This window comes from Butyrivibrio hungatei NK4A153 (assembly GCF_000424465.1).
In the GTDB taxonomy this organism is placed as follows: Bacteria; Bacillota; Clostridia; order Lachnospirales; family Lachnospiraceae; genus Butyrivibrio; species Butyrivibrio hungatei_A.
Map to the genome: position 1 here is coordinate 109,186 of NZ_KE384197.1, position 21,695 is coordinate 130,880.

Below are 21,695 nucleotides of genomic sequence, written 5' to 3' on the forward strand. Positions count from 1 at the left end.
TATTATCCTTCCGAATCATATATTCCGGCTTTTATCAATTCCTCTTCTCGAGGTGCCGTTATAAGCACAGCACGAAGTCTTCCGTAGAACACAAACATACTTCCGCCTGCTGCCGCATGTGCATGTCCTTCCTGCAGTACCTTTTTTAGATCATCAATTCCGCCTGCTCCGCCTATTGCAGTTACAGGAATATCAACTGCATCAGCTATGCTCTTAACAAGTTCAATATCATATCCCTGCATCATCCCGTCATTATCTATGGAATTGATTATTATCTCACCAACACCAAGCTCCAATGCTTTCTTTGCCATTTCAGCCGGTGCTATTCCTGTCTTACGACTTCCGTCTTCTATAATGCACTCGTATCCGTTCTTGTTCTTCTTTGCATCTATAGATGCAACAACACTCTGGCTTCCAAAAAGTCGCACTGCTTCTTTTATCAGCTCGGGATTATCCACAAGTGCTGTATTAAGTACAACCTTCTCATATCCTATTGCAAGCAGTTTTCTGACCTGATCAATATTTGTGATTCCGCCGCCATAACTTAATGGCATAAATGCTTCACTTGCTATATCGCTAAGTAACTGAAAATCTGGTTCTCCATGATTCTTGGAAGCGCTTATATCCAATATGGATAATTCATCTACTCCTTTAATATTGAATATCTTAACGGCATTAACCGGATCTCCAAGATATGTTCTTTCTTTAAATTGTCTTGTTTTAATAAGATCCCTGTCATCTACCAGAAGAACAGGGATTATACGTGGTCTGTTATACATAATTAATCTCTGATTACATTTCTACAAAATTAGTTAGTAGTGCCATTCCGAAGCTATGACTCTTCTCCGGGTGAAACTGAACGCCCATGATATTATCTTTCACAACCGCTGCCGCAAATTCATAACCATAATCACATGTCATCATGACATTTTCCTGTGACTCGCATACTGCATGATATGAATGAACAAAATAGTACCTTTGTCTCTTTTCTGTGAGACCGCGTGTAAGCGGTATATCTTTTTTGATATCAACTATATCCCAGCCCATGTGAGGGACTTTCAAATTAAAATCGTGAACTTGAAACTTCTTACTGCAAAACGGAATGAGGCCAAGTCCCTTTGAAGTACCTTCTTCACTGCCTGTTCCCAGAAGTTGCATTCCAAGGCATATACCAAGAATAGGTTTCTTATCCTGAGTTGCCACCTTCTTTATATATTCAGCTAAATTGCTTTCATTTAGCTTACTCATTCCGGCATCAAAAGAACCAACACCCGGCAAAATAAGTTTATCGCATTTATCAAGTTCTGTTATATCGGAAGAAATAATTGCTTTCTCTCCGATTATCTTAAGCATATTCTTTATGGAGCCAAGGTTACCCAGCCCATAATCAATTATTCCTATCATTGCTTTACCACTTTTTCTATATATTGTCTGACTGTAATGTCCGTTATACTCTAAGATTCCTTCGCTCCATACCGAGTAGCTTATTAACAAACACGCCGAGTCGAATCATCCACATAGAATTCTTGTAATCTTCAGGTGTCTTATTTGGTCCCTCGATAATGGCATCAAATTCCTCTGTTGAAACTCCGAGTTTTTTTGCGATATACTCTTTATCCTGCATCATAAGATCAGGATCATACGGAGATTGTTCAAGTCTCTTCAAAGCCTCTTCTCTTGTGAGTGTTCCTGCAAGTATCTCATTGGACATTACATTTTTACGAGTATCAAATCCAAACTTGTGAGGAAGATAATATCCTTCAAAAAATCTGGTAAACACATTCTCATAATGTTTATTCTCGTATTTATTCCACCCGTACTTCTCATGGAGCAGCTGTTCTGCTTCCGTTTTGTTATAAACAACATAATCAAGCGGATACACCCTGTGCATCTGCTTAAAATATCTGTAATATACTTTGTACTTCAGCATTCCGCATGTGGGATATGTCTTTAATTCTCTCTGTCCGAATTTCTTATGAATATCCATTGCCATGGTCAGGTCATTCATATATATCCACTCGACCGGCGGACGAATAAACTCCGTTGCATTATTGGATCCCGTAAGAACATAGTGAATCTTATGTTTAACAGCATAATTGTACAAGGCAGAAAAAATCGCGTGATCCTGAGGAAAGTCCTGTGAAGATATTCCGGACTTAAAAAATGAAAGCTGCAGATCGGCCATTTCTTTCCAGTTAATGACTTCAGTGTACATATCTATGTCAAGGCCCTTAACTATCTTCTCAATGTTATCAACAGCCACATTAAGATTCCAACCTGTATCAACCACAAAAGCCAGCGGTCTAAGCCCCATAACTTCCTTGGCAATATATGCAAGATATGAACTGTCTGCCCCGCCGGAAAGCCCAAGTATGCAGTCATAATCACTGTTTTTTCCTGCTTTTTTTATCTTTTCGGCAAGTTGCATTAATTCTTCTGTTTTATTTTCTTTTGGCTTCCAATACGGCGCTATATTCTTATCAAAGTTACGGCAATGATCACATACACCGTTCTCGTCAAATGTTATTTTTGAATCAGTCGTATCCATAACGCATCTTGTGCATCTCTGATACGGTCTTATTTTAACTGTTTCCTTATTGTCTGTAATATTTTTCGAATTCATCTATCAGTTTCTTCTTTGTAAAATTAGTTTCAAAATATTTTCTTGCCTTCGGTCCATACATATTTTTATATGAATCCGGAAGATTTTTTATTGCTTCAGCAAGTTTTTCTGCATTTCCGATATCAACGCATACACCGCAATCCGCATCTTTTATAACTCTTTCAGTCTCACCCTTTGCAGATGCAATTATCGGCATTCCGCAAGCCATGTATGACTGAAGCTTGGCCGGTATAGTCCATGTAAAGAGCTGCGTATCCATAAATGAGATGAACGCCGCATCACACAATCCCAGAAATGCAGGAATCTTCTCCGCAGGCTGTCTGTCTATCAGTATAAACTTGTCTCTCACACCCAATTCTTCTATTTCAAAAACAAGCTTACTCTTATATCTTCCATCTCCGACAATCACAAACTTAACGTTCGTATCTCCGAGAAGTTTTGCTGTCTTCGGAAGGACTTCAAGTCCCTGCGCATAACCGATATTACCGGTAAAAGCAATCTTCATGGATGTATTATCAGCTATAAGCTCTTTGATACTGTCATCATCAGAGTCGCCAAGTTCCTTTATCGAAGCCTCTCTATCCAGCACATTATAGAAATCTTCCGCATACTGCGGCCAATAATGTACCTTTTCTCTCGGAACAGGAACCTTTCGATTCACAACCGCCTCTACAAAACTTGGACTTGTAACAAATATCTCATTACAGGCTTTGTAAATCTTATCAACCATTCTATCTATAGGCTTTATTATGAGTGGATTATGTATTCCTGTCACAATCTCAACGTTCTCAGGCCAAAGATCCTGAACATATAAATAAAGCGGAGCTCTATGTTTCTTGGCATATCTCACACCAATCTTGCACTGAGTCATCGGCGAAGTTTCAAACATAAATACGTAATCAGCCTGTATTCTAGTAAATATATTCCAAAAAAATCCTGAAATCGGGAACGAAAAATAATTAAGCACAAGCCCTATCGGTGAATGTCCTCTCGGAATAAGAGGTATCCTTATTATCTTAATTCCGTTCCATGTTTCTTTTCTATTCTTAAACAAGCCGTAGCCTTTATAAAATTTGCCCTGCGGATAATTAGGTATTCCGGTCAGTACAGTAACGTCATATCCTCTCTGTACCCATTCTGTGCATATGTCATTAATCCTGAACTGTTCAGGATAAAAATATTGGCATATTACAAGGATTCTTTTACTCATCTATTTTTTCCTTGTGAAAGTTTATTAAGTGTAGTAATACACTATTGCAATCTAAGTCATCTTATTATACATTGAAAGAAGAAGTTGGACAAGTTATTCCATCCAAAACAGCTGGTACACACAGCATAATTGGTATTACTACCGTATACCACATCTGCACATCATAAAAAAAAGTTGGTATTATAGACGCCATTATTACATACGCACAACATACACCAAACTTATTATTGGAATTAGTTATAGCAAGTTTTAACGCGCTTACATCAGTTATTATCAATGTAATTATTGATACCATCCCCCATTCATACAATATAGACATGTATGCATTATCGCACATATTATACTGCTCTTCCATATATGGTGAATTAGCTATCATCATCCTTGAAGTAGCCACTCCATTCCCAAATAATATTTTCAAAAAGTTACTATTCATCAACTGTTGAAACGTATACTTTATGTAATTAATCCTAAGTCTGTATGGCTGTTGGCCTTTTATATTTGTAAACCTATTCTCAATAATCCAACAAACACGCGGAAAAAAAACAACCAAAATCAAAAAAACAGATATCACCACTATATATTTCAATGACTTGGGTATTTTTTTCCACTCTTGCACAATAGTCAGAAAATTTTTACTGATAAAAAAAAGTATTGTAAATAAAAGTCCAAACCATATACTTCTCGATTGTGTAAGTAGAATGAATGGCACATAGACTATTAATCTTATTATAGAATCCATTTTTTTTACTACATCGCTCACTCTGCTATCTCTAGGTAGCAACGGAATCCATAAAAATATAAGAAATATATGTCCTGCCGGAATAGGATTACCATATATTGAATAAGGTCTATACAACCACCCATAATATTTAACAACTCTAAAATAACTAATATAGCCATAAATTCCCGTCCCAAGCACAAGACAGGATAACATACTCATTCCAACCTCAAATTGTTCTTTTTTACAAATATACAAAATCGTTGCTATGATAAAAGCCGCAATATCAATATATATATACATCATCAAATCAATCTCCGGCATATTATCATCTAACCACAATAAATATGAATTGACCAAGCTTGATACAACAATAATTCCCACCCCCGCCAAAATATACCTATATATCTTGGACAGCCTATTCTTTCTACAAACACCCACATAAAAAACACACCAAAAAATAAGCACAATATGAAGTGGAAGTATAAATTTTCTTCCAAACCATCCATAAGAATATATAATTCCCCATACAAAAAATAATGGTATTGTAGCAAATGCCATAATATCAGTTATTACATTTGAATAATCCGTATATTTATTTTTCATATCAACGTGAATTCCTCATCTATTCTTTAATCCTACCGAGATATAATACTATATTTGCTTTCATTCTACAATTGAAGTATTATTATATGGATTATTTGGAGGAATTGCGCAGTTATGGCTAATAAAACAATAGGAATCATGCAACCGTATTTTTTTCCTTATATCGGATACTGGCAACTGATGAATGCTGTCGATGAATACGTGGTATATGATGACGTCAACTTTATAAAAGGTGGATGGATCAACAGAAACAGGATATTGTCAGACTCAGAGCCGCTTTATATAAATGTTCAGTTATCCAAAGCAAGCCCCAACAAGAAAATAAACGAAATTGATATATTTGACGATCCAAGACTTGAAAAAAAGCTCTATATGACGCTTCAGCGCTGTTACAAAAACGCTCCGTACTATAAGGAAGCATATCCTGTCTTGGAACGCATCTTATCCAAAATGAACGGAAACCTCGCAAAATTTCTATTTTCTTCCATTCAGGAAATCTGCGATTACCTTGACATTCACACCAAACTGATACTTTCCTCAGAGCTTGAAAAAGATACATCTCTTGTTGCTGAAGCAAAAGTTATCGATATAGTAAAACGTCTGTCCGGTGACAGATATCTTAATGCAATTGGCGGTCAAGAGCTTTATTCCAAAGAACACTTTGCAGATAACGGACTTGAGCTCAGATTCCTAAAGACCGACGGCATTGTTTATAAGCAGTATGATAACGCTTTTGTTCCCGGTTTATCTATAATTGATGTAATGATGTTCAATTCCAAAGACCGGATTCAAGAACTATTGAATCAATATGAATTAGTATAAAAGGATATTTCACATGAACAATACACCAAAACAGATTCTCGTATTTGGCGCAACCGGTGATACCGGCAAATACTTTGTATCATATTTTAAAGAACATAATCTTGATTCTTCTTATGAGCTTATTGCTATAGGATCACGAAAGACAGATTATTTCGATGCTCTCGGCGTTAAATACTATCAAGTAGACATCTCCGCCAAGAGTAACTTTGAGATATTAGATACCATTCGGAATCCATATGCAGTTATTAATCTTGCCGGCGCGATGCCTGCAAGGATGGAAGGATACAATCCCCAAAAGTATATAGATGTTAATATAACAGGTACACTTAATATTCTAGACTATTGTGTCCAAAAAAATGTCGACAGAATTTTGTTTAGTCAAAGTTTTGGTGACATCAAGGAGTATTCAGAGAAAAATCCCGTACTTCACGCAGATATGGCTGCAAATTATTCTCTTAACAACGATCATTCAATTTATGTAATGTCTAAGAATTTTGCAGTAGATATGATCAGGCACTACAATCTTAAATATGCACTAAAAGCCTTTATATTCAGACTTCCTACAATATATCTTTGGTCTGATATCGATAGTTTCTATGTAGATGGGAAAATACGAAAAATCGGCTACCGCTCCATAATAGACAAAGCTATAGCCGGCGAAGATATAGAAATATGGGGAGATCCCTCACGAAAAAAAGACATGATCTATGTCAAAGATTTCTGCCGTATGCTCTATCTTGCATTGTTTGTTGACCGTTCTTTCGGTCACTATAATGTTGGTACCGGAATCGGCACTACGCTCGAGGATCAGATCAAGGGCATCATCGAAGTCTTTTGTTCTTCGGACCAGAAATCGGGAATAATCTATCGTCCCGATCTTCCTAATGCACCACAGTATATTATGGACATAACACCTGCAGTCAATGACCTTGGATATAATCCTCAATACGATTATATTGCCATGTTAAATGATTTTAAGCGCCATATGGATTCCGGATCATTTTATTAAAACAGATGTTATAGCAAACCTTATCCCAATATAACATTACAGATCTTATCAACATCTTCAATATCAAGATCTGCATATAACGGCAATGTAAGGATGTTTTTACTAACCTTAAGGGCAATCGGTGTGCAACTTACATCAAATTGCCCTTTATAACAGTCAAATTCATTGGTAAGAGGATAGAAATATTTTCTTGCCCCTATTCCGTCATCTGAAAGTCTGTCAGAGATCTCATCTCTGTTTTTTCCAAATAAATCCTTATCAAACACAACGGGAAAATAAGCATAATTCGTCTGTACATTTTCCTGAAATGTTGCAAGTTGTATTCCCTTCACACCTTCCAAGTGCTCACGATACCTTTCGACAACCTTTTTTCTCTTCTGTATTTCAGAATCGACATGTTTAAGATTGCACAGTCCCATTGCAGCGCAAAATTCATTCATCTTGGCATTTGCTCCGACTCCGTCCACAACCTCTTCATTTTTTATTCCAAAATTCTTGAGTCTGTAAATATCTTTGCCAAATTGTTCATCTTTAAAGCAGACCGCACCACCTTCAATTGTATTAAATACTTTTGTCGCATGAAACGAAAAGCAGCTGACATCTCCAAAACTTCCTACACCCTTTCCGTCTACAGTCTCGCCAAATGCATGTGCCGCATCATAAACCACCTTAAGGTTATGCTTCTTAGCTATTCTCTCTATCTCATCTACGTTACATATATGTCCATATACATGTACAGGAAGAATCGCAACAGTTCTTTCTGTTATCAACTCTTCCATTTTGGTAACATCTATGGTATAAGTCACAGGTTCAATATCACAGAACACAGGAGTAAGACCGTTTCTCACAATTGCATGTGTTGTAGACGCAAATGTAAATGGGGTTGTTATAACTTCCCCCTCTGAAAGCCCAAGTGCCTGCAGCGACAATTCAAGCGCCATATGTCCGTTTACAAGAAGATCCATATTTTCTACTTTGAGATATTCTTTTAACTGTTTTTGAAGCTCACGGTGTTTTGCTCCCATATTTGTCATCCAATGTGACACCCATATATCTTTTATCTCATCCATATATTCCTCAAACGGAGGCATTGAGGATTTTGTTACAAGTATCTTTTTTTCCATTATTGTTTCTTCCAATCTTTTATAATTCCAAGAACATAACTAAAGGTCTCAAACCGAAATATAACGGAGCCAAGTATATAAAATACTACTCCGGCCACAATCTGTATAAGCAACATTGCCAAAAGATTTATATTCAAAAATCTTATACAATACACAACTGCTGCCATCACTGCAGATAGCATCAGCGTAGGAAGTATATCAAGCATTTGTTCGCAATAAGAATATCCTATGAGTTTCTTGTTTGGCCAGGCATTTACTACCTGACCTATAAATTCCGCCACAATCATACCATATGTAATTGCCATCACACCATGTCTTACCGTTATTAAAAGTATCAATAGATTGGATGTCTTTTTGATAATTTCAAGTTTCAGAAACAAATCACTTCTTCCTATCGCCATCATGGCATTTAGATTTGCCGTTGCTATAGGATAAAAGACATCCACTATACAAAATATGATCAAAAAAGGAACAGCAGGAAGCCATTTTTCTGTAAGAAGCAATTTTATAAAAATATCACTGCATGCAGCAAGCCCCAGCATTGCAGGTGCCATAAAATACGTGCTCGTCTTGATAGCTCGTCTTGTCATCGCCTTAATTCTGGTAATATCATCCTGTTCCTCAGACATCGTCGGAAGAAGGACGCTGCTTATAGATGTATTTATGTTATTTATAATAAACGTCGGAAACTGCTGCCCTCTGTTAAAATCCGCAAGCTGCACCTTGTTTATCTTACCTATGACGAGGCCTCTTATATTCTCAAATCCGGTATTGAGCATAGCCGAAGCAAGTAATTTCCATCCGTATGAAAAAAGACCTTTAAGTCTCTTAAATGAAAACTCCGCTCTGGGTCTAAAGTCCACCGTGATCCACAAAATAATCGTATCAACGGCTGGATTTATCACTATCTGCGCAACAAGCGCCCACACACCGTATCCTCTAAGCGCCATCCAAATTCCTGCAACAGCAGAAACAAACGTTCCCCCGATAGTAGAAAAAAAGAATTTCTTAAATATCATTTTTCTTGATACATAAGCCTGCTGCACATTTTTTACACCCGAAATTATAATGGTAATGCTGAGTACTCTTACCAGCGCCGTCAATTCGTTTTCTCTATAAAAAGCCGCAATAAAAGGTGCAGCAAAGAACATTCCCATATATAAAATCGCACAAGCACATATATTAAAATAGAATACAGATGAAAAATCCAAGTGATCGGCATCTTTTTTCTGGATAAGCGCATTTCCAAGTCCGCTATCCACAAGAACCTGTAAAATAGCTGTAATAACAGTAACAAGTGCCACTGTTCCGTACACATCTCTGTCAAGTATTCTTCCAAGTACTATCGATACAACAAAAGAAACACCCTGCGCCCCGATTCTTTCAAGAAATCTCCATATAAAATTTGTAATAACTTTCTTTTTGTTACCGGTACTCACTTTACTACCTCGATGCAATCTTCTTTTTTAGCTTATAAAGTTTTATATACAGCCCACATACAACTCTCCCGAACCGGATTATGATTTCGGAAGTTTTTCTGTATTCCTTAAAATAATAAGATAATGATTCATGTGCCCACCTCACCGGTTCAGACCTGTCTTCTAACTTATCAACACTTTCTCCGTGGGCATGAATAACCGAGAGTCCGTTATAGAAATATGTCAGATATCCGCACCGCAGCAAACGCTCGCTCAAGATCATCTCTTCCGCGAACATAAACGTTTTTTCATCAAACATCCCCACCTCAGACATCGCAGAAGCACGAATGAGCATAAACGAACCCATAACCCTGTAACAAATCTTACTCTCATCCGTATAATCAACATCATTCCATTTAAAGATCTTATCATGAGTAGCCATTGACAGGTATGTCATGACAAGATTTCCAAAAGCTGTCGGCTTACGGTTAGGACTCTGAACCTCTCCGTCAAGTCCTACAATTTTGGGGCCTATAACGGCAATAGCAGTATTTCTGTCAAATATTCCTTTTATCCTACCAAAATCAAACGTGTCCGAAATCTCAATATCATTATTTGATACAAGGTAATACTCATCTCCAAAAAGTTTTTCCGAAAGTCGCATTCCCAGATTATTACCTTTGGCATATCCCAGATTCTCTCCGGCTGATATGTACGTAAGGCTCTTACCGCCAAAAGAATACCTGCTTACTCTTTTACCTTCGAATTCATCACTTTTCTTGTGCGTAAGTTTCTCTTTGCCGCTAAAGCAATGTGAGTACTTGTGATTTTCACATAAGTTCTCAACATCGGAATGATTATCCACAATAATATAGTGGATATCCCCGTCCACAATCAGCTTTTTGCTTATATCACGTATATATTTGAGCGTTTTTTCTATTGAGTTATAGTCTACAACTATTACAGATAACATACTCTCTTATCTCTTTATTCCCAGTTTTATAAGAACATGTTTTATCTTAATCTTAAGCTCCGTAATTTTATCTAATGAATTTAAACCGCTAATAAATTTCCATATTTCTTTTTCTCTGTTATCATCCTGTGGAAAGATACTGTCTGAAAATTCTTCATAATACAGTTCCTGAGAAGAAAAATCATATCTGCCTGTTTGACAATTGATTCCGCTTCCGTCCCATCCCATATTTCTTACAAGGCTTTTATGCGGCATAATACTCATTTTATTGGTTATTGTTTCATATAACTGAATATCTATGTCATTATAAGTAATATTCTTATCGCAAGCTCTGTTCACATACCACCCGGTATATATTTTTCCAAGTTTCTTTATCAACTCCCCATTCACTCCATTTTTGATGCTACATACCAGAAACTCATGTGTATACTCACTCAGAAACTTATCTCTTTTATCAAAGAATGTTCCATATCCCCAAGCAGGAAAAGCTGTTTTTACCATAAAACTGTATCCGCTATTTTGCCCATCAGTCACATCGTCAAGTTCATCAACATTGTAGTTAATAGGGTACGAATAGCCACATACTCCAAAAACGTCATCCCTGTCCTTGATACGTTCCAGCATCGTATCTATATATTCCAAAAATCTGTCAGAGAAAACATTGTCATCCTCTGTAAAAATGAATCTGTCATACTTTTCTCTGACAACACTTCGCAGATCTTCAACATTTCTCGATACACCATAGTTACTTTCTCTTTTTAATACATTGACCTTCAAAAAAGGAAAACTTGTTTCTTCCAGATACATACAGATTTTTTCATATCCCTCTCGATGTTCTTCCTTAGAAGGGTAATCCAATCCTATATATATTTCTGTATTTTTTGCCCAGGTATTACCGGAAAGAGACTCCATGCATTCTCTAAAATGATCAAATCTACATAATGTAGGAATTATCACCGGTGCATAATACATATCTTTAATCCTCTATTCTAAATATATTCCAAAAAATCCATTTCAAATTCCGACAATCATATCAGCCAGTTTACTAAGATCATCGCTCTGTCTCTGCGTAATCTTGTTATATATATTTGCTATATCCGTTCTATCTATAGGATTATTGAGTGCCATCTGTATATGCGAAGCCATCTCTTCTACACTATACGGATCAATAAGATATGAACTTCCAGCATATAGCTCCGGCAAAGAACACAAAGCAGAAATAACACATGTCTTACCATATTTCATGGCCTCAAGAGGAGGCATTCCAAAGCCTTCATTGAGAGTCGGATACAAAAACAGGCCACAATTGGAATAAAGATATTCAAGTTCATCAGGATTAACATATGGGATAATATCAAACATATCAGGATTTCTTATACTCTTCCCGATAGCTTTGGATAATCCGCCTACCAGTACAGTCTTTCTATCAATAAGCTTATTATCATAAAGATAATCCAATGCCATTATTGCTCTATATGAGTTTTTTATCCACCTGTTGGTGCTGATCATTAAAATATAATCTGCTCCAACATTCAGACTGATCTTATCGTTTCTAGGGGCCATATAATGCTTACTCGGAGTATATAACACCCCTTCAATCTTATCTCTCGTTTCAGGAAGATAAGTTTCCATCATAGCCTTTGTATGCTCAGAAACACATACTATCTTGTCATATCCGGCCGCACATACAGCATATCTGCCTTGATTTCTGTTCCTAAGATATTTTCGTCTGACATACTTGCCATATTGCTTGATTTTGTCAACCATTCCATCATAATAAATATGCGAATAATTATCTACAGGCTCCTCAAAATCTCTAAGATCGTGGAATGTCCCTATCGTAACCATATCTTTTGGGAGCACACTTCTATCAAATACTATGGTACCCGCCGAATAGAAAACATCACACTTTACTTCACCGTTTGAAATCTTGCTTATAATATCATTAGGAGAATCAATATATACTGTTTTTATATTTTTTTGCCTAATTATATCTTTTATCCAATCATCCAGAAATCTATCCTTTGCATAGAATGCGATAATCTCTGCCCCATTCCCCTGATACTTGTTCACAAGTTCTTCAAAAACAGCTTTTACATATTCTCCGCCACCATGAAACTTGCTGCCATAGGAAGGCTGGGCAGTAATAAGGTCATATGCAATTGTTTTAATTTTATTTTCCAATATACTATACCACTCTTTCAATCATAAAAAGGGAGGTGTTACCACCTCCACAATTATATCACTTCTGCGCTTGATGCATTTCTTTTTGTTTTTCCTCTGAGAACCCTTCAGTACTTTCTTTCTGAACGAGAATTTTAACAGTTTCAAAAATAATCTGAAGATCGAGAAGAAGCGAATAGTTTGTTATGTAATATAAATCCATCTTAAGCTTGTTTAACGGACTTGTATTATACTTACCAAAAACCTGTGCAACTCCTGTAAGCCCCCCCTTAACTTTCAGTCTAAAAGAAAACTCCGGTATATCATTTGTGTACTTCTCTACATGTTCAACTCGTTCAGGTCTAGGTCCGACAATAGACATATCACCCGCAATAATATTCAGAAGCTGAGGAAGTTCATCAATCCTTGTCGGACGGATAAAACGCCCCACTCTCGTTATACGATCATCTGCTTCTCCCGCAGGGTGAGGTCTTCCATCCTTTTCAGCATCTACAATCATCGATCTAAACTTCAAGATGCTAAAAACCTTCCCACCAATAGTAACCCTGTCTTGTTTAAAAAATATAGGCCCTTTATCTTCAAGCTTTATGGCAATTGCAACAATTATAAAAATCGGACTCAATATAACAAATGCCAAAATCGAAAAGAACAAATCAAAAAATCTTTTTAAAAAACGCTGACACATGCCCATAGCACTATTTCTACACAAATAAAGCGGCGTATCAAAAAGATTTATATTCTCAGAATTCTTGCCGATTATATCCGCAATCTTCGGAGTAAAATATACCCTTTTACCTATTCTAAAGCACTCCTTAAGTATATCATTCTTGAGTTCTGATGGAATATCATTAAGAAGAACCGCCTCATATTGTGATACACATGAGAAAATTTTCTCCAACCCCTCTGTAACATTAATCGAATCAACAACCCTATACTTATCCGGTCGATCATTCATAAACTCAGTTTTTTCATTGGAATCATCACAATAAATTTCCAAAATGCGCTGTGGCTTAAAGAGCTTTCTGTAAATATCTACAAGCGGAATTATTAGTAAACATAAAACAAAACTTTGTACAAATGCCAGAATTAAATATATCACTGTAAAAATTAAGAAATACCTAAATTGCCCCGTAATAGCACAAGAAATGAAAGTCTCGCAAAAATCCACAATAAATATTGTCATTACTTGTGATGCCAATAGATTGGCCTTTCTATCAACACCAATCCTAAATACTCTAAGTGACCTTCCGATAAAATAATATAGAACAAAATATATTCCAATTGCCATGCCAAGATTTCCGGTTCCAAGAAGATTTCCGGTATGATTGTTCTCAAACACAAAGTTATACCATGCAACAAGAAACATTCCTGTTGCTAGTATGCATAAAAGTGCTGTACATATAAATCTATATATATATCTTTTCTGTATCGTATTCTTTTTCATTTAAAAACCCTCAACTAAACTTTTCCCCTAGAAGTATAACATATTCAGCTGTTTTTTTTATTACAATTCTGTGAATAATTATTTCTGATTTTCAAAAATATACTATCTCAATATTTTAAAAAAAGTTCTATTTCTTTTGCCATTGTACATTCGTTACTTATATTCTTCACATACTCGGCTGCATTCTTACCAATCGCATTGCGCATACCATCATTGGAATGCACGCACCTGATAGCATCTGCAAGCTCATCCGCATTCTCCGGCTCATAAGAAATCGCAGTCACGCCTTCCTCATAGTAATCTACAAGGCTCGGCACTTTAGATACGATCACGCATTTCCCCATAGCCATCTGTTGAAGTAGTGTCATTTGTCCGTATGAATAATTATATGATTTTAACGGAAGGATACCAAATTGGGCACCTATGATCAGTTTTTTTAGCTCATCGATTGAAACAAAGCCCTTCTGTTCAACATTGGCTATATCTTTATATTTATCTTCAACATGCCCTACCAGAAGAAGCCTGAGATTATCCGGCCTGCACAGCTCAAATGCCTTGATTACCGTATCCCAATCTCTCTTGGAATAGCCAACACAGATACAATATGGAATTTCACCCAAACCTTTATATCCTTCACCAGATGCATAAGTTTCAATCAACTCACTTTTTTTTGGAGAAAAATAATCAGCATCCGTACCAAATCTTATAAACTTCGCCTTATCCACAATCCATGGAAAAAACTTCTCATAGTATTTTATCTGGCTACTTGTATGGTAAATAAATCCATCGATTGACCTGCTGGCAAATTGCATCAACTTAAGTGCAGCGCCACTCTCTGCCGCACTGTTAAATGCACCTATATCAAAAACAATGTGCTTTGATTTTGTCTTAAAAAATCGCCTCCAAAGGCTTATTACAACGCCGCTCTGCATTCCATGTGAAATGATAAGATCATACTTATTAAGCTTGGGAATCGCCTTAAGCGCCTGAATCACATAGAAACGTATCTTATTTTTCTCAAAATTCTCAATCCACCTTGCAGATGAAATATCAAGAACATCAACATCAGGTTTCTCTGTAAAATATCTGAAAAACCAATAATCCTGCCATTTCACATAATAATCAGGCGGTTGCTTATCTTTTGGTATTTCTTCGCATTGTTCCACTTTCCAGTTTGGAAGAAACAATATTTTCATGTAGTATTTTCTCCGTTGCTCAATATTTATAGCTCACCAAGTAAGGTTAAAAGTTCCCTCGCGTATTCATCTGCGTCGAGACGTCTTAATTCTTTGAGGTTTTCTCTGTATCTGCCAAGTTCTTCCGGATTGTTCCAAAGATTCTTAATTGTATCCGCAAGCTCTTTTGAATCACCACTCTTAAACAGTCTGCCTGTCTTCCCATCCTCTACAAGCTCGGGAATCCCGCCTATATTCGCTCCTACTACAGGAACCAGTCGCTCCTGGCTCTCCATAACGGAGAACGGACAGTTCTCATACCATTCGGATGGATATATCGTAAATTCTGCGTTTCTTATGAGCGCATCAAGCTCTTCTCCGGTTTTGAAACCGACATTTTTGCCATTGGGAAGTTTCTCAATTTCTTCTGCATATTCACCGCTTCCCGCGAAAATGAAGTTTATATCAGGAAGTTTCTCACACGCTTTGATGAGGGTTTTGATTCCTTTTTCCCATGAATATCTTCCAAAGTACAGAACATATTTATCTTCATGCGCGTTGTTGTATGATGACGATTTGTAGAATGTGGATTCACCGCACGTCGCAGCTTCTTTATCGGCATGCGTGATAAAGTTATGCATCGCAATAGTTTTACCGGCAAATACAGGATTTGTATCCATTTTGGTCTTCATAAACTCCGAACAACAGATTATCTTATCAATGTACTTATATGTTCCCTTATATTTCCAGAAATACGCTTCCATAGCTCCGACAACCGACTTGACCGCAGAACCGTGTATGCATCTTCCCTTTATGCAATTCGCAAAATGTCCGCCCACGCACTTCTCACAGTTTTCGTGCGTCTGCGGATTATTAAACATATGGTTTGGGCAAAGAAGCTGATAATCATGCGCCGTAAATATAATCTTACAGTCTCTTGATTTCTCTTTTCTCCAATTAACAACTTCAAGAATCACCGACGGCGTAAGCTGGTAATTAAAGTTGTTTAAATGAACAACATCAGGTTCAAAATCATCGAGAACAAGTTTTATCTTTTTTCTAGCTTCTGTGCTGTATATTGTCTTAATGGGATACGTGAGTTTGCTGAGTTTACTACCTCCATGGAAATCCATGTCAGAAGTATAGGCATTGACCGCATTTCCTACGCATCTGCCTTCATGCTCCATTCCGAAGTACTGGACTTCATGTCCCAGCTTCACAAGTGCTTCGCCCAGCTTAAATATATATGTTTCAGATCCTCCGTTTGGATGAAGGAATTTATTAACCATAAGTATTTTCATTATAAAAAACCCGTTTACCGTGCTCCTCTTATTTTTGCCGCCACTTGATTAAAGCTCCGGGCGTGCCCGAAGCTTTAATATTTATCGGCTTGCGATTGCTTTATTCATTATCTTCAGCTGATTCATAAAACACTATTTTTTCACTTACATTATAGCAAATCTGCCAATGCACGCAACCTGTCGAAAATGGCTGTAAACATTATATGAAAAATCGGAAGGAAGTCAAAAATAGCCAACTTCCTCCCGAAACAGATTCTATCACATAATCTTATTTTTCAACCTTACTTTTTACTTTAAGTAAATATACCGCTCCTCCGCTAACGGACAACGCTGCCACAGCAGCAAGTGCGTAAACGAAGAATGATAAGCTGTTTCTAGCCGCATTCTTTTTGTGAGGATTCTCTTTTTTCTGACCGAGAATATCCTCTGTCTCGACAGGAACTTCCTTGGTTGATACAAGGACACCTCCGATTGCGAGCGTCTCCTTGTTGCCGGCATAGTCCTGTGCGATAACAGTTACAGACTGTCTTTCCTCAGACTCGTTAAGTGTGATTGTCTCTACGCCGCCTGCTCCTTCGAGTTCTTCACCGGTGCATGCCTTAACGATCTGACCGTCCTTGTAGATGGTGAGGTTCTCAACACCCATGTTGTCTGTTACGTCTACATTGAAGTCAAGCGAATCCTGCTTGTAAACGCCGCCCTCTTCAAGTCCTGCGGTAACAATTCCCGGAGCCGTCATATCAACCGCGAAGGTGATCTCGGCATCTCTTGACTTGTTATCTTGGATGTTTGTAGCTTTGTCCTTACTGTAAACCGTTACGGAGTAAATTCCGTCCGTTCCAAAGTTCTTTTTACCAATCGTGTAGGTATATGTCTTCCATGAAGTATCGCTTCCCTGGCGGCTTACGGAATAATCCTTGCCGTTTACGAGCTCTCTGATACTTCCGTCGCGGCTTATCGAAACATCTTTTTGCGTGAGCTCATCAATGTTGATCTCAGTTATCGTGATGTCTTTTGGCGCATTTATGTAGTACTTCTCATTAAATTTCCTTGCAACATCGCCGACAACAAATACCGAACCGTGTCGGTTAACGGAAAAGACAAGTTCGTCCTTGGTCTGATTTCCCGCCATATCGCAAACGGTCGCCTCAAGCACGTACAGATCGTCCATGCTCTTGTCGTGCGCAAAATCGCTGTATGAAACCGCAAAGCCGTTCTCTATCTGTTTCACGCTACTTCCGACATTTACAGGGCCGTTGTTTGCACCCTTCAGAGTAACCTTAGATGCCTGAATATCAATGTATTTATCGCCGTAAACTACAGTAGGCGCAACCTCGCCGTTGTTGGCCGAGAAGTTCTCAACTCCTGAGAAGTTAACTTCGGGAGCTGTCTTATCAATAATGAATATATCCGACATGTACTCGGTTGCCGTGTTGCCCGCAAGGTCTTTACATTTAATGATATATCCATAGGTTCCGTCTTCACTGAATGAGATCTGCGAAACGTTCTTGTCATCCGATGACGAGAAACCGCCAAGTCCCGGCATTGTACCCAAGTCGCTTACAGGCTGAGGCGCCAGTTCAACAAGTTTGTCGTCAAAAGACATCTCTTTAATATTTACATTTGCGATTCGTGTATCCTTGTAATACTTACCGTTTCCGGGTGTAAGGCTGTTATATGAAACATTTATCTCAGGCGCTGTACGGTCGATTACGAACTCCGCCTCAGAAACCTCATTGGAGCTGTTTCCTGCCTTATCCTTACAGTTAAACTTGAGCGTATACTTTCCGTCCTGCTCAAAGCTTACCGTGCGTGTATATACATTAACCGCTGTGTTTGCCCAGCTGCTCGCAGATGCTTTTCCGATCTGCTCATCAATTGCAAGCTTCGCTTCATCTTCGTTAAAAGAAAAATCTGTAACCGTGATGGTTGCTGTTCTTGCCTTATCATAGTACTTATCATTGTGAGGATCGTTCTCGTCAAATGTAAGCGTAACTTCAGGAACCGTAGTATCTACGCCAAACTTGTTTCCTTCAGCGCTGTCATGGTTCTTTGACATATCATTCGCTTCAACCGAAACCTGGTAGAAACCGTCGCCGTCAGTTGTAAATGTTATGACATGTTCATCGTCGCCAAGATCTCCGCTCCAGTTATTTAGCGGCTCAACACCAACTTCTCCGCCTGCCACATCAATTTTTTTCACACGGACAAAAGAACTTGTTTTATCAAGCCATTTATCGTTTACCTTTACAGTGATCTGAACGTTTGAAGGATAGTACTTGTTTCCGTCTGCGGAAGGTGCTTCTTTATCATAGGTTATCTCAATCTTGGGGGCAGTCTTATCGACAACTATCTCTGTGCTTGTTTCAGAACTTGTCTGTCCGAGGGTATCACTGGCAGTTGTCTCAATCTTGTATGCACCGTCGTTTTCGAGAAGGAAATCGTAAATGCGCTTGCTAAGTTCAGTGCTGTCTTTTTCATTATAAGAAGGAACTACATACTTAACCGATCCGTCTTCGTTTCTGAATTTGATTGAATCAACCTTAAGATCGATATCTTCGATAGTTACCTTTCCGCGTGCGCTGCCATCAAAATAAAGTCTGTTTTCGTCCTGCGCAACCTGTCCGTCGATATCATAAACAATAGTCGGTGCAGTTCTGTCTATAATGAATCTTGTCCTTCCAAACTCTTTGTTGTCCTTCGCATGATCTGCGACATTTTCTGCAGCGTCGCAAATACTGAGCACTTGAACTTTATAATCGTCTATGTTAAGTTCGCCTGTTGATCTTATCTTTTCCTCGAACACATAATACTCATCCGTGCTCTTAGAAGCGTTAATGTCGTTGATTTTCTTGGTTACTACTTTGTCTTTACCGTCATAATTAACCTTGTATGTTATGCTATCGAAACCGCTGACCTTCTTGACATCCGTCGCACCGTCGCAGTTCCTCGGAACCTTGATGAGTACAGTTATATCGCTGTTAGCCGCAAACCATCCTCGCGTAAAATCGTGGAAAAATCTGCCAAATGAAGTGAGGTTAATCTCATTCTCATCACCTTCAACAACAATCTCCGCTGATGGAGCCGTGTTGTCGATTCTAACAGTCTTCGTGGCAACCTGCTTGTATAAGTCTATGTCATTATCGTTTTCGTCTTTCTCGCTGTCGCCGTAAAAATGGCAGCTTACTTCATAAATCTTTTCGCCTTCTTCTACAGGTATATTAACTGTTACGCTGAAATAGTGCTTTCCGTCTGAACTTGAATCATTTGAAAAGCTGCGCTGTATCTGAGATTTATCGACAGGAATTTCAGACGTATTTCCGCTCTCGTCTGTTTTCTTTATCTTTACCGACTCTATCTCTCTGACTGTTTTATTCTCAGTCTCAATCGTCATTCCAAACGTTTTTGAGTTAACCTGCTGCCACTCTCCTTCATTATCGATAGTGTTAACAGATAACTTGTTCTCCTCGTCTTCCGGATAATAGCAGATTGTCGGGAAAGAATTAAAGAGATCCGACATTTCATCATCATCATTATTAGGAATGGATGATTCGTTGCCCCACTTATCTTTTGCGATTACTTTTTTGATCGAATAGTTGCCAACCTCGCTTGGTGACCAGGTATAGATGTTTTCATCATTCTCGCGCTTAGTCAGTAGGTGCTTTGCGTCTTTCGAGTCAACAATAAACACTTCGTTTTCGTCAACGTCTGACTTCTCGTCCTTTACTTTTACTGTAAATACCAGATTATCGTTATTTGATGAAGCTATAACACTTTTTCCGTCGCTTCCTTCATATTGAACCGCACCCGTTTCAGTGTTTATAGAAGGTGATTCAATGGAAGGGCCTTCGGCGTCGATCTTGATCACTGTAGCGGAGAATGTGTAATCTTTGCTGAGTTCTTCCTGTCCATGGCTTCCACTATTGCTTCCGCTGTTAGTATTATCTGTGTTGTTTTCGCCATCACCGTCGTGGTTATTGTTTTCGCTACTGTTTTCGTTGTCGTTATTGTTTCCGGCATCATTATCGTTATTGTTTTCGTTGTCATTATTGTTTCCGGCATCATTTTCACTATCATCGCCGAAATCAATATCTTCGTATGAACATGTGATAGTTTTTTCTTCAGTATCTATAGTGCCGCCCGAAACTTCTTCCAGCTTGTAGTTGTCGGCAAGTGCATAGTTAAAAACAATTTCTCTTGACTCACTGTCTTCCGACACGTCAAAAGAATATGTATTACCGTCGATTTCATCACCATCCAAATAAAGCTTAAAATCACCTTCGGCTCTATTCTCAATTTTAAATGATATATTGCATTTTTTTACTTTGGGAGTTGAGGGAGTGGTATTCTTCGCCTGATTATCCTGATTAGACACTCCGTCTTTGGCTTTTGTCAAAAGATCTAATTGATTTCCGGTATTACCGATAACAGCCATAGATGTCAGCAAATTTCGAGCTACATCTTTGCTTTTTGCTCCGTCCATTTTTCCTAAATCGTATGATTCTGCATTGCCTGGCTCTACGGTTTCTTTACCATTCTGTTCCGTTGAACCATCGGCACCTACGCCATTCTGCTTTGGTAAATCGTTGCCGGCTTCATCCCTCTGCTCTGATGCGCCGCCCAATTTTTCATCTTCCTGCTTGTTTAAATCACCGGAATTTGAAATATCCTGTTCTGCTCCGGACTCGCTCTTTGGCTCAACCGGTTTGGACTTATCCTCTCCATCGATTATTACAGGACCATTCGTTGTAGGGCCATTTTCTGTACTTGTACTGTTTTGTTCTGTTTCTGTTTTTTGTTTTTCTTCTGTGGAATTTCCTGCAGACATTTCGAGTTCGTCTGCAAAAGACGTGATTGTGGCATAATTGCCGAATAAAAGAACTGGTACCATCATAACCGGAAGCACTTTTTTCGCAATAGCCTTGACTTTGGTGTACATCATACTTCTCCTCCAAGATATTTCCAGACTTTATATGCTTTTCCCCAAAAGCATGCGGGCTAATACGCCCAGCATCGTTTATAGTACCGCAGTTCTGCGCAGTTGACAATATATTTTCATACGAAAAAACAAATGTGAAATTATTTTTT

The 21,695-nt window shown here is 38.1% G+C and carries 16 protein-coding genes; 2 read left to right on the forward strand and 14 right to left on the reverse strand.

Translation table 11 applies throughout. From position 1 onward, the window contains the following. Positions 1–2 precede the first annotated feature (2 nt). The 5 genes from G628_RS0114500 to G628_RS0114520 all read right to left on the reverse strand — a co-directional run bounded on the left by G628_RS0114500 (position 3) and on the right by G628_RS0114520 (position 5,157). Positions 3–779, reverse strand: coding sequence for an AglZ/HisF2 family acetamidino modification protein (locus G628_RS0114500; protein ID WP_027209441.1), 777 nt, complete (start codon positions 777–779; stop codon positions 3–5). 13 nt (positions 780–792) lie between these two features. Then, a complete protein-coding gene (hisH, locus tag G628_RS0114505; protein ID WP_027209442.1) occupies positions 793–1,404 on the reverse strand; it encodes an imidazole glycerol phosphate synthase subunit HisH in 612 nt (203 codons plus the stop codon). Positions 1,405–1,447: 43 nt separating this feature from the next. Then, on the reverse strand, positions 1,448–2,623 hold the full coding sequence (locus G628_RS0114510) for an N-acetyl sugar amidotransferase (protein ID WP_034501022.1): 1,176 nt from the start codon (positions 2,621–2,623) through the stop codon (positions 1,448–1,450). Continuing rightward, a complete protein-coding gene (locus G628_RS0114515; RefSeq protein WP_027209444.1) occupies positions 2,595–3,833 on the reverse strand; it encodes a glycosyltransferase family 4 protein in 1,239 nt (412 codons plus the stop codon). The genes G628_RS0114510 and G628_RS0114515 overlap by 29 nt, the downstream gene beginning before the upstream one ends. 64 nt (positions 3,834–3,897) lie before the next feature. After that, positions 3,898–5,157 carry a hypothetical protein gene (locus G628_RS0114520; RefSeq protein WP_027209445.1) on the reverse strand — a complete coding sequence of 420 codons (1,260 nt, stop codon included), beginning with the start codon at positions 5,155–5,157 and terminating at the stop codon, positions 3,898–3,900. A 114-nt stretch (positions 5,158–5,271) separates the two neighbouring features. Between G628_RS0114520 and G628_RS0114525 the strand changes: the two genes are divergently transcribed. Beyond that, entirely contained in the window at positions 5,272–5,979 is a 708-nt protein-coding gene (locus G628_RS0114525; protein ID WP_027209446.1) for a WbqC family protein, read from the forward strand. 13 nt (positions 5,980–5,992) lie between these two features. Beyond that, the gene (locus G628_RS0114530; RefSeq protein WP_027209447.1) at positions 5,993–6,988 is read left to right on the forward strand and encodes an NAD-dependent epimerase/dehydratase family protein; all 996 of its coding nucleotides are present in this window, start codon (positions 5,993–5,995) and stop codon (positions 6,986–6,988) included. A 20-nt stretch (positions 6,989–7,008) separates the two neighbouring features. Here the strand turns inward: G628_RS0114530 and G628_RS0114535 are convergent, their stop codons facing one another. The 9 genes from G628_RS0114535 to G628_RS0114575 all read right to left on the reverse strand — a co-directional run bounded on the left by G628_RS0114535 (position 7,009) and on the right by G628_RS0114575 (position 21,549). After that, positions 7,009–8,112 carry a DegT/DnrJ/EryC1/StrS family aminotransferase gene (locus tag G628_RS0114535; protein WP_027209448.1) on the reverse strand — a complete coding sequence of 368 codons (1,104 nt, stop codon included), beginning with the start codon at positions 8,110–8,112 and terminating at the stop codon, positions 7,009–7,011. Then, on the reverse strand, positions 8,112–9,551 hold the full coding sequence (locus G628_RS0114540; RefSeq protein ID WP_027209449.1) for a lipopolysaccharide biosynthesis protein: 1,440 nt from the start codon (positions 9,549–9,551) through the stop codon (positions 8,112–8,114). The genes G628_RS0114535 and G628_RS0114540 overlap by 1 nt, the downstream gene beginning before the upstream one ends. Positions 9,552–9,555: 4 nt before the next feature. After that, a complete protein-coding gene (locus G628_RS0114545) occupies positions 9,556–10,503 on the reverse strand; it encodes a glycosyltransferase family 2 protein (RefSeq protein ID WP_027209450.1) in 948 nt (315 codons plus the stop codon). A 6-nt stretch (positions 10,504–10,509) separates the two neighbouring features. Beyond that, the gene (locus tag G628_RS17620; protein ID WP_051199236.1) at positions 10,510–11,475 is read right to left on the reverse strand and encodes a glycosyltransferase family A protein; all 966 of its coding nucleotides are present in this window, start codon (positions 11,473–11,475) and stop codon (positions 10,510–10,512) included. A gap of 42 nt (positions 11,476–11,517) precedes the next feature. Next, positions 11,518–12,687, reverse strand: coding sequence for a glycosyltransferase (locus G628_RS0114555; protein ID WP_155833828.1), 1,170 nt, complete (start codon positions 12,685–12,687; stop codon positions 11,518–11,520). A 58-nt stretch (positions 12,688–12,745) separates the two neighbouring features. Continuing rightward, positions 12,746–14,131, reverse strand: coding sequence for a sugar transferase (locus tag G628_RS0114560; RefSeq protein ID WP_027209452.1), 1,386 nt, complete (start codon positions 14,129–14,131; stop codon positions 12,746–12,748). Positions 14,132–14,238: 107 nt separating this feature from the next. Further along, positions 14,239–15,327 (reverse strand): glycosyltransferase family 4 protein, encoded by a 1,089-nt coding sequence (locus G628_RS0114565; RefSeq protein ID WP_027209453.1) that lies wholly within the window; start codon positions 15,325–15,327, stop codon positions 14,239–14,241. Between the two features lie 26 nt (positions 15,328–15,353). Further along, complete coding sequence (locus G628_RS0114570; protein ID WP_027209454.1) at positions 15,354–16,607, reverse strand: glycosyltransferase family 4 protein; 1,254 nt, start codon at positions 16,605–16,607, stop codon at positions 15,354–15,356. Between the two features lie 268 nt (positions 16,608–16,875). Beyond that, complete coding sequence (locus tag G628_RS0114575; RefSeq protein ID WP_027209455.1) at positions 16,876–21,549, reverse strand: Ig-like domain-containing protein; 4,674 nt, start codon at positions 21,547–21,549, stop codon at positions 16,876–16,878. Positions 21,550–21,695: the final 146 nt, after the last annotated feature.

Coding starts and splice junctions, on each gene's coding strand:
- G628_RS0114500 (WP_027209441.1), bottom strand. CDS start 779: ATGTATAACAGACCACGTATAATCCCTGTTCTTCTGGTAGATGACAGG.
- hisH (WP_027209442.1), bottom strand. CDS start 1,404: ATGATAGGAATAATTGATTATGGGCTGGGTAACCTTGGCTCCATAAAG.
- G628_RS0114510 (WP_034501022.1), bottom strand. CDS start 2,623: ATGAATTCGAAAAATATTACAGACAATAAGGAAACAGTTAAAATAAGA.
- G628_RS0114515 (WP_027209444.1), bottom strand. CDS start 3,833: ATGAGTAAAAGAATCCTTGTAATATGCCAATATTTTTATCCTGAACAG.
- G628_RS0114520 (WP_027209445.1), bottom strand. CDS start 5,157: ATGAAAAATAAATATACGGATTATTCAAATGTAATAACTGATATTATG.
- G628_RS0114525 (WP_027209446.1), top strand. CDS start 5,272: ATGGCTAATAAAACAATAGGAATCATGCAACCGTATTTTTTTCCTTAT.
- G628_RS0114530 (WP_027209447.1), top strand. CDS start 5,993: ATGAACAATACACCAAAACAGATTCTCGTATTTGGCGCAACCGGTGAT.
- G628_RS0114535 (WP_027209448.1), bottom strand. CDS start 8,112: ATGGAAAAAAAGATACTTGTAACAAAATCCTCAATGCCTCCGTTTGAG.
- G628_RS0114545 (WP_027209450.1), bottom strand. CDS start 10,503: ATGTTATCTGTAATAGTTGTAGACTATAACTCAATAGAAAAAACGCTC.
- G628_RS17620 (WP_051199236.1), bottom strand. CDS start 11,475: ATGTATTATGCACCGGTGATAATTCCTACATTATGTAGATTTGATCAT.
- G628_RS0114560 (WP_027209452.1), bottom strand. CDS start 14,131: ATGAAAAAGAATACGATACAGAAAAGATATATATATAGATTTATATGT.
- G628_RS0114565 (WP_027209453.1), bottom strand. CDS start 15,327: ATGAAAATATTGTTTCTTCCAAACTGGAAAGTGGAACAATGCGAAGAA.
- G628_RS0114570 (WP_027209454.1), bottom strand. CDS start 16,607: ATGAAAATACTTATGGTTAATAAATTCCTTCATCCAAACGGAGGATCT.
- G628_RS0114575 (WP_027209455.1), bottom strand. CDS start 21,549: ATGATGTACACCAAAGTCAAGGCTATTGCGAAAAAAGTGCTTCCGGTT.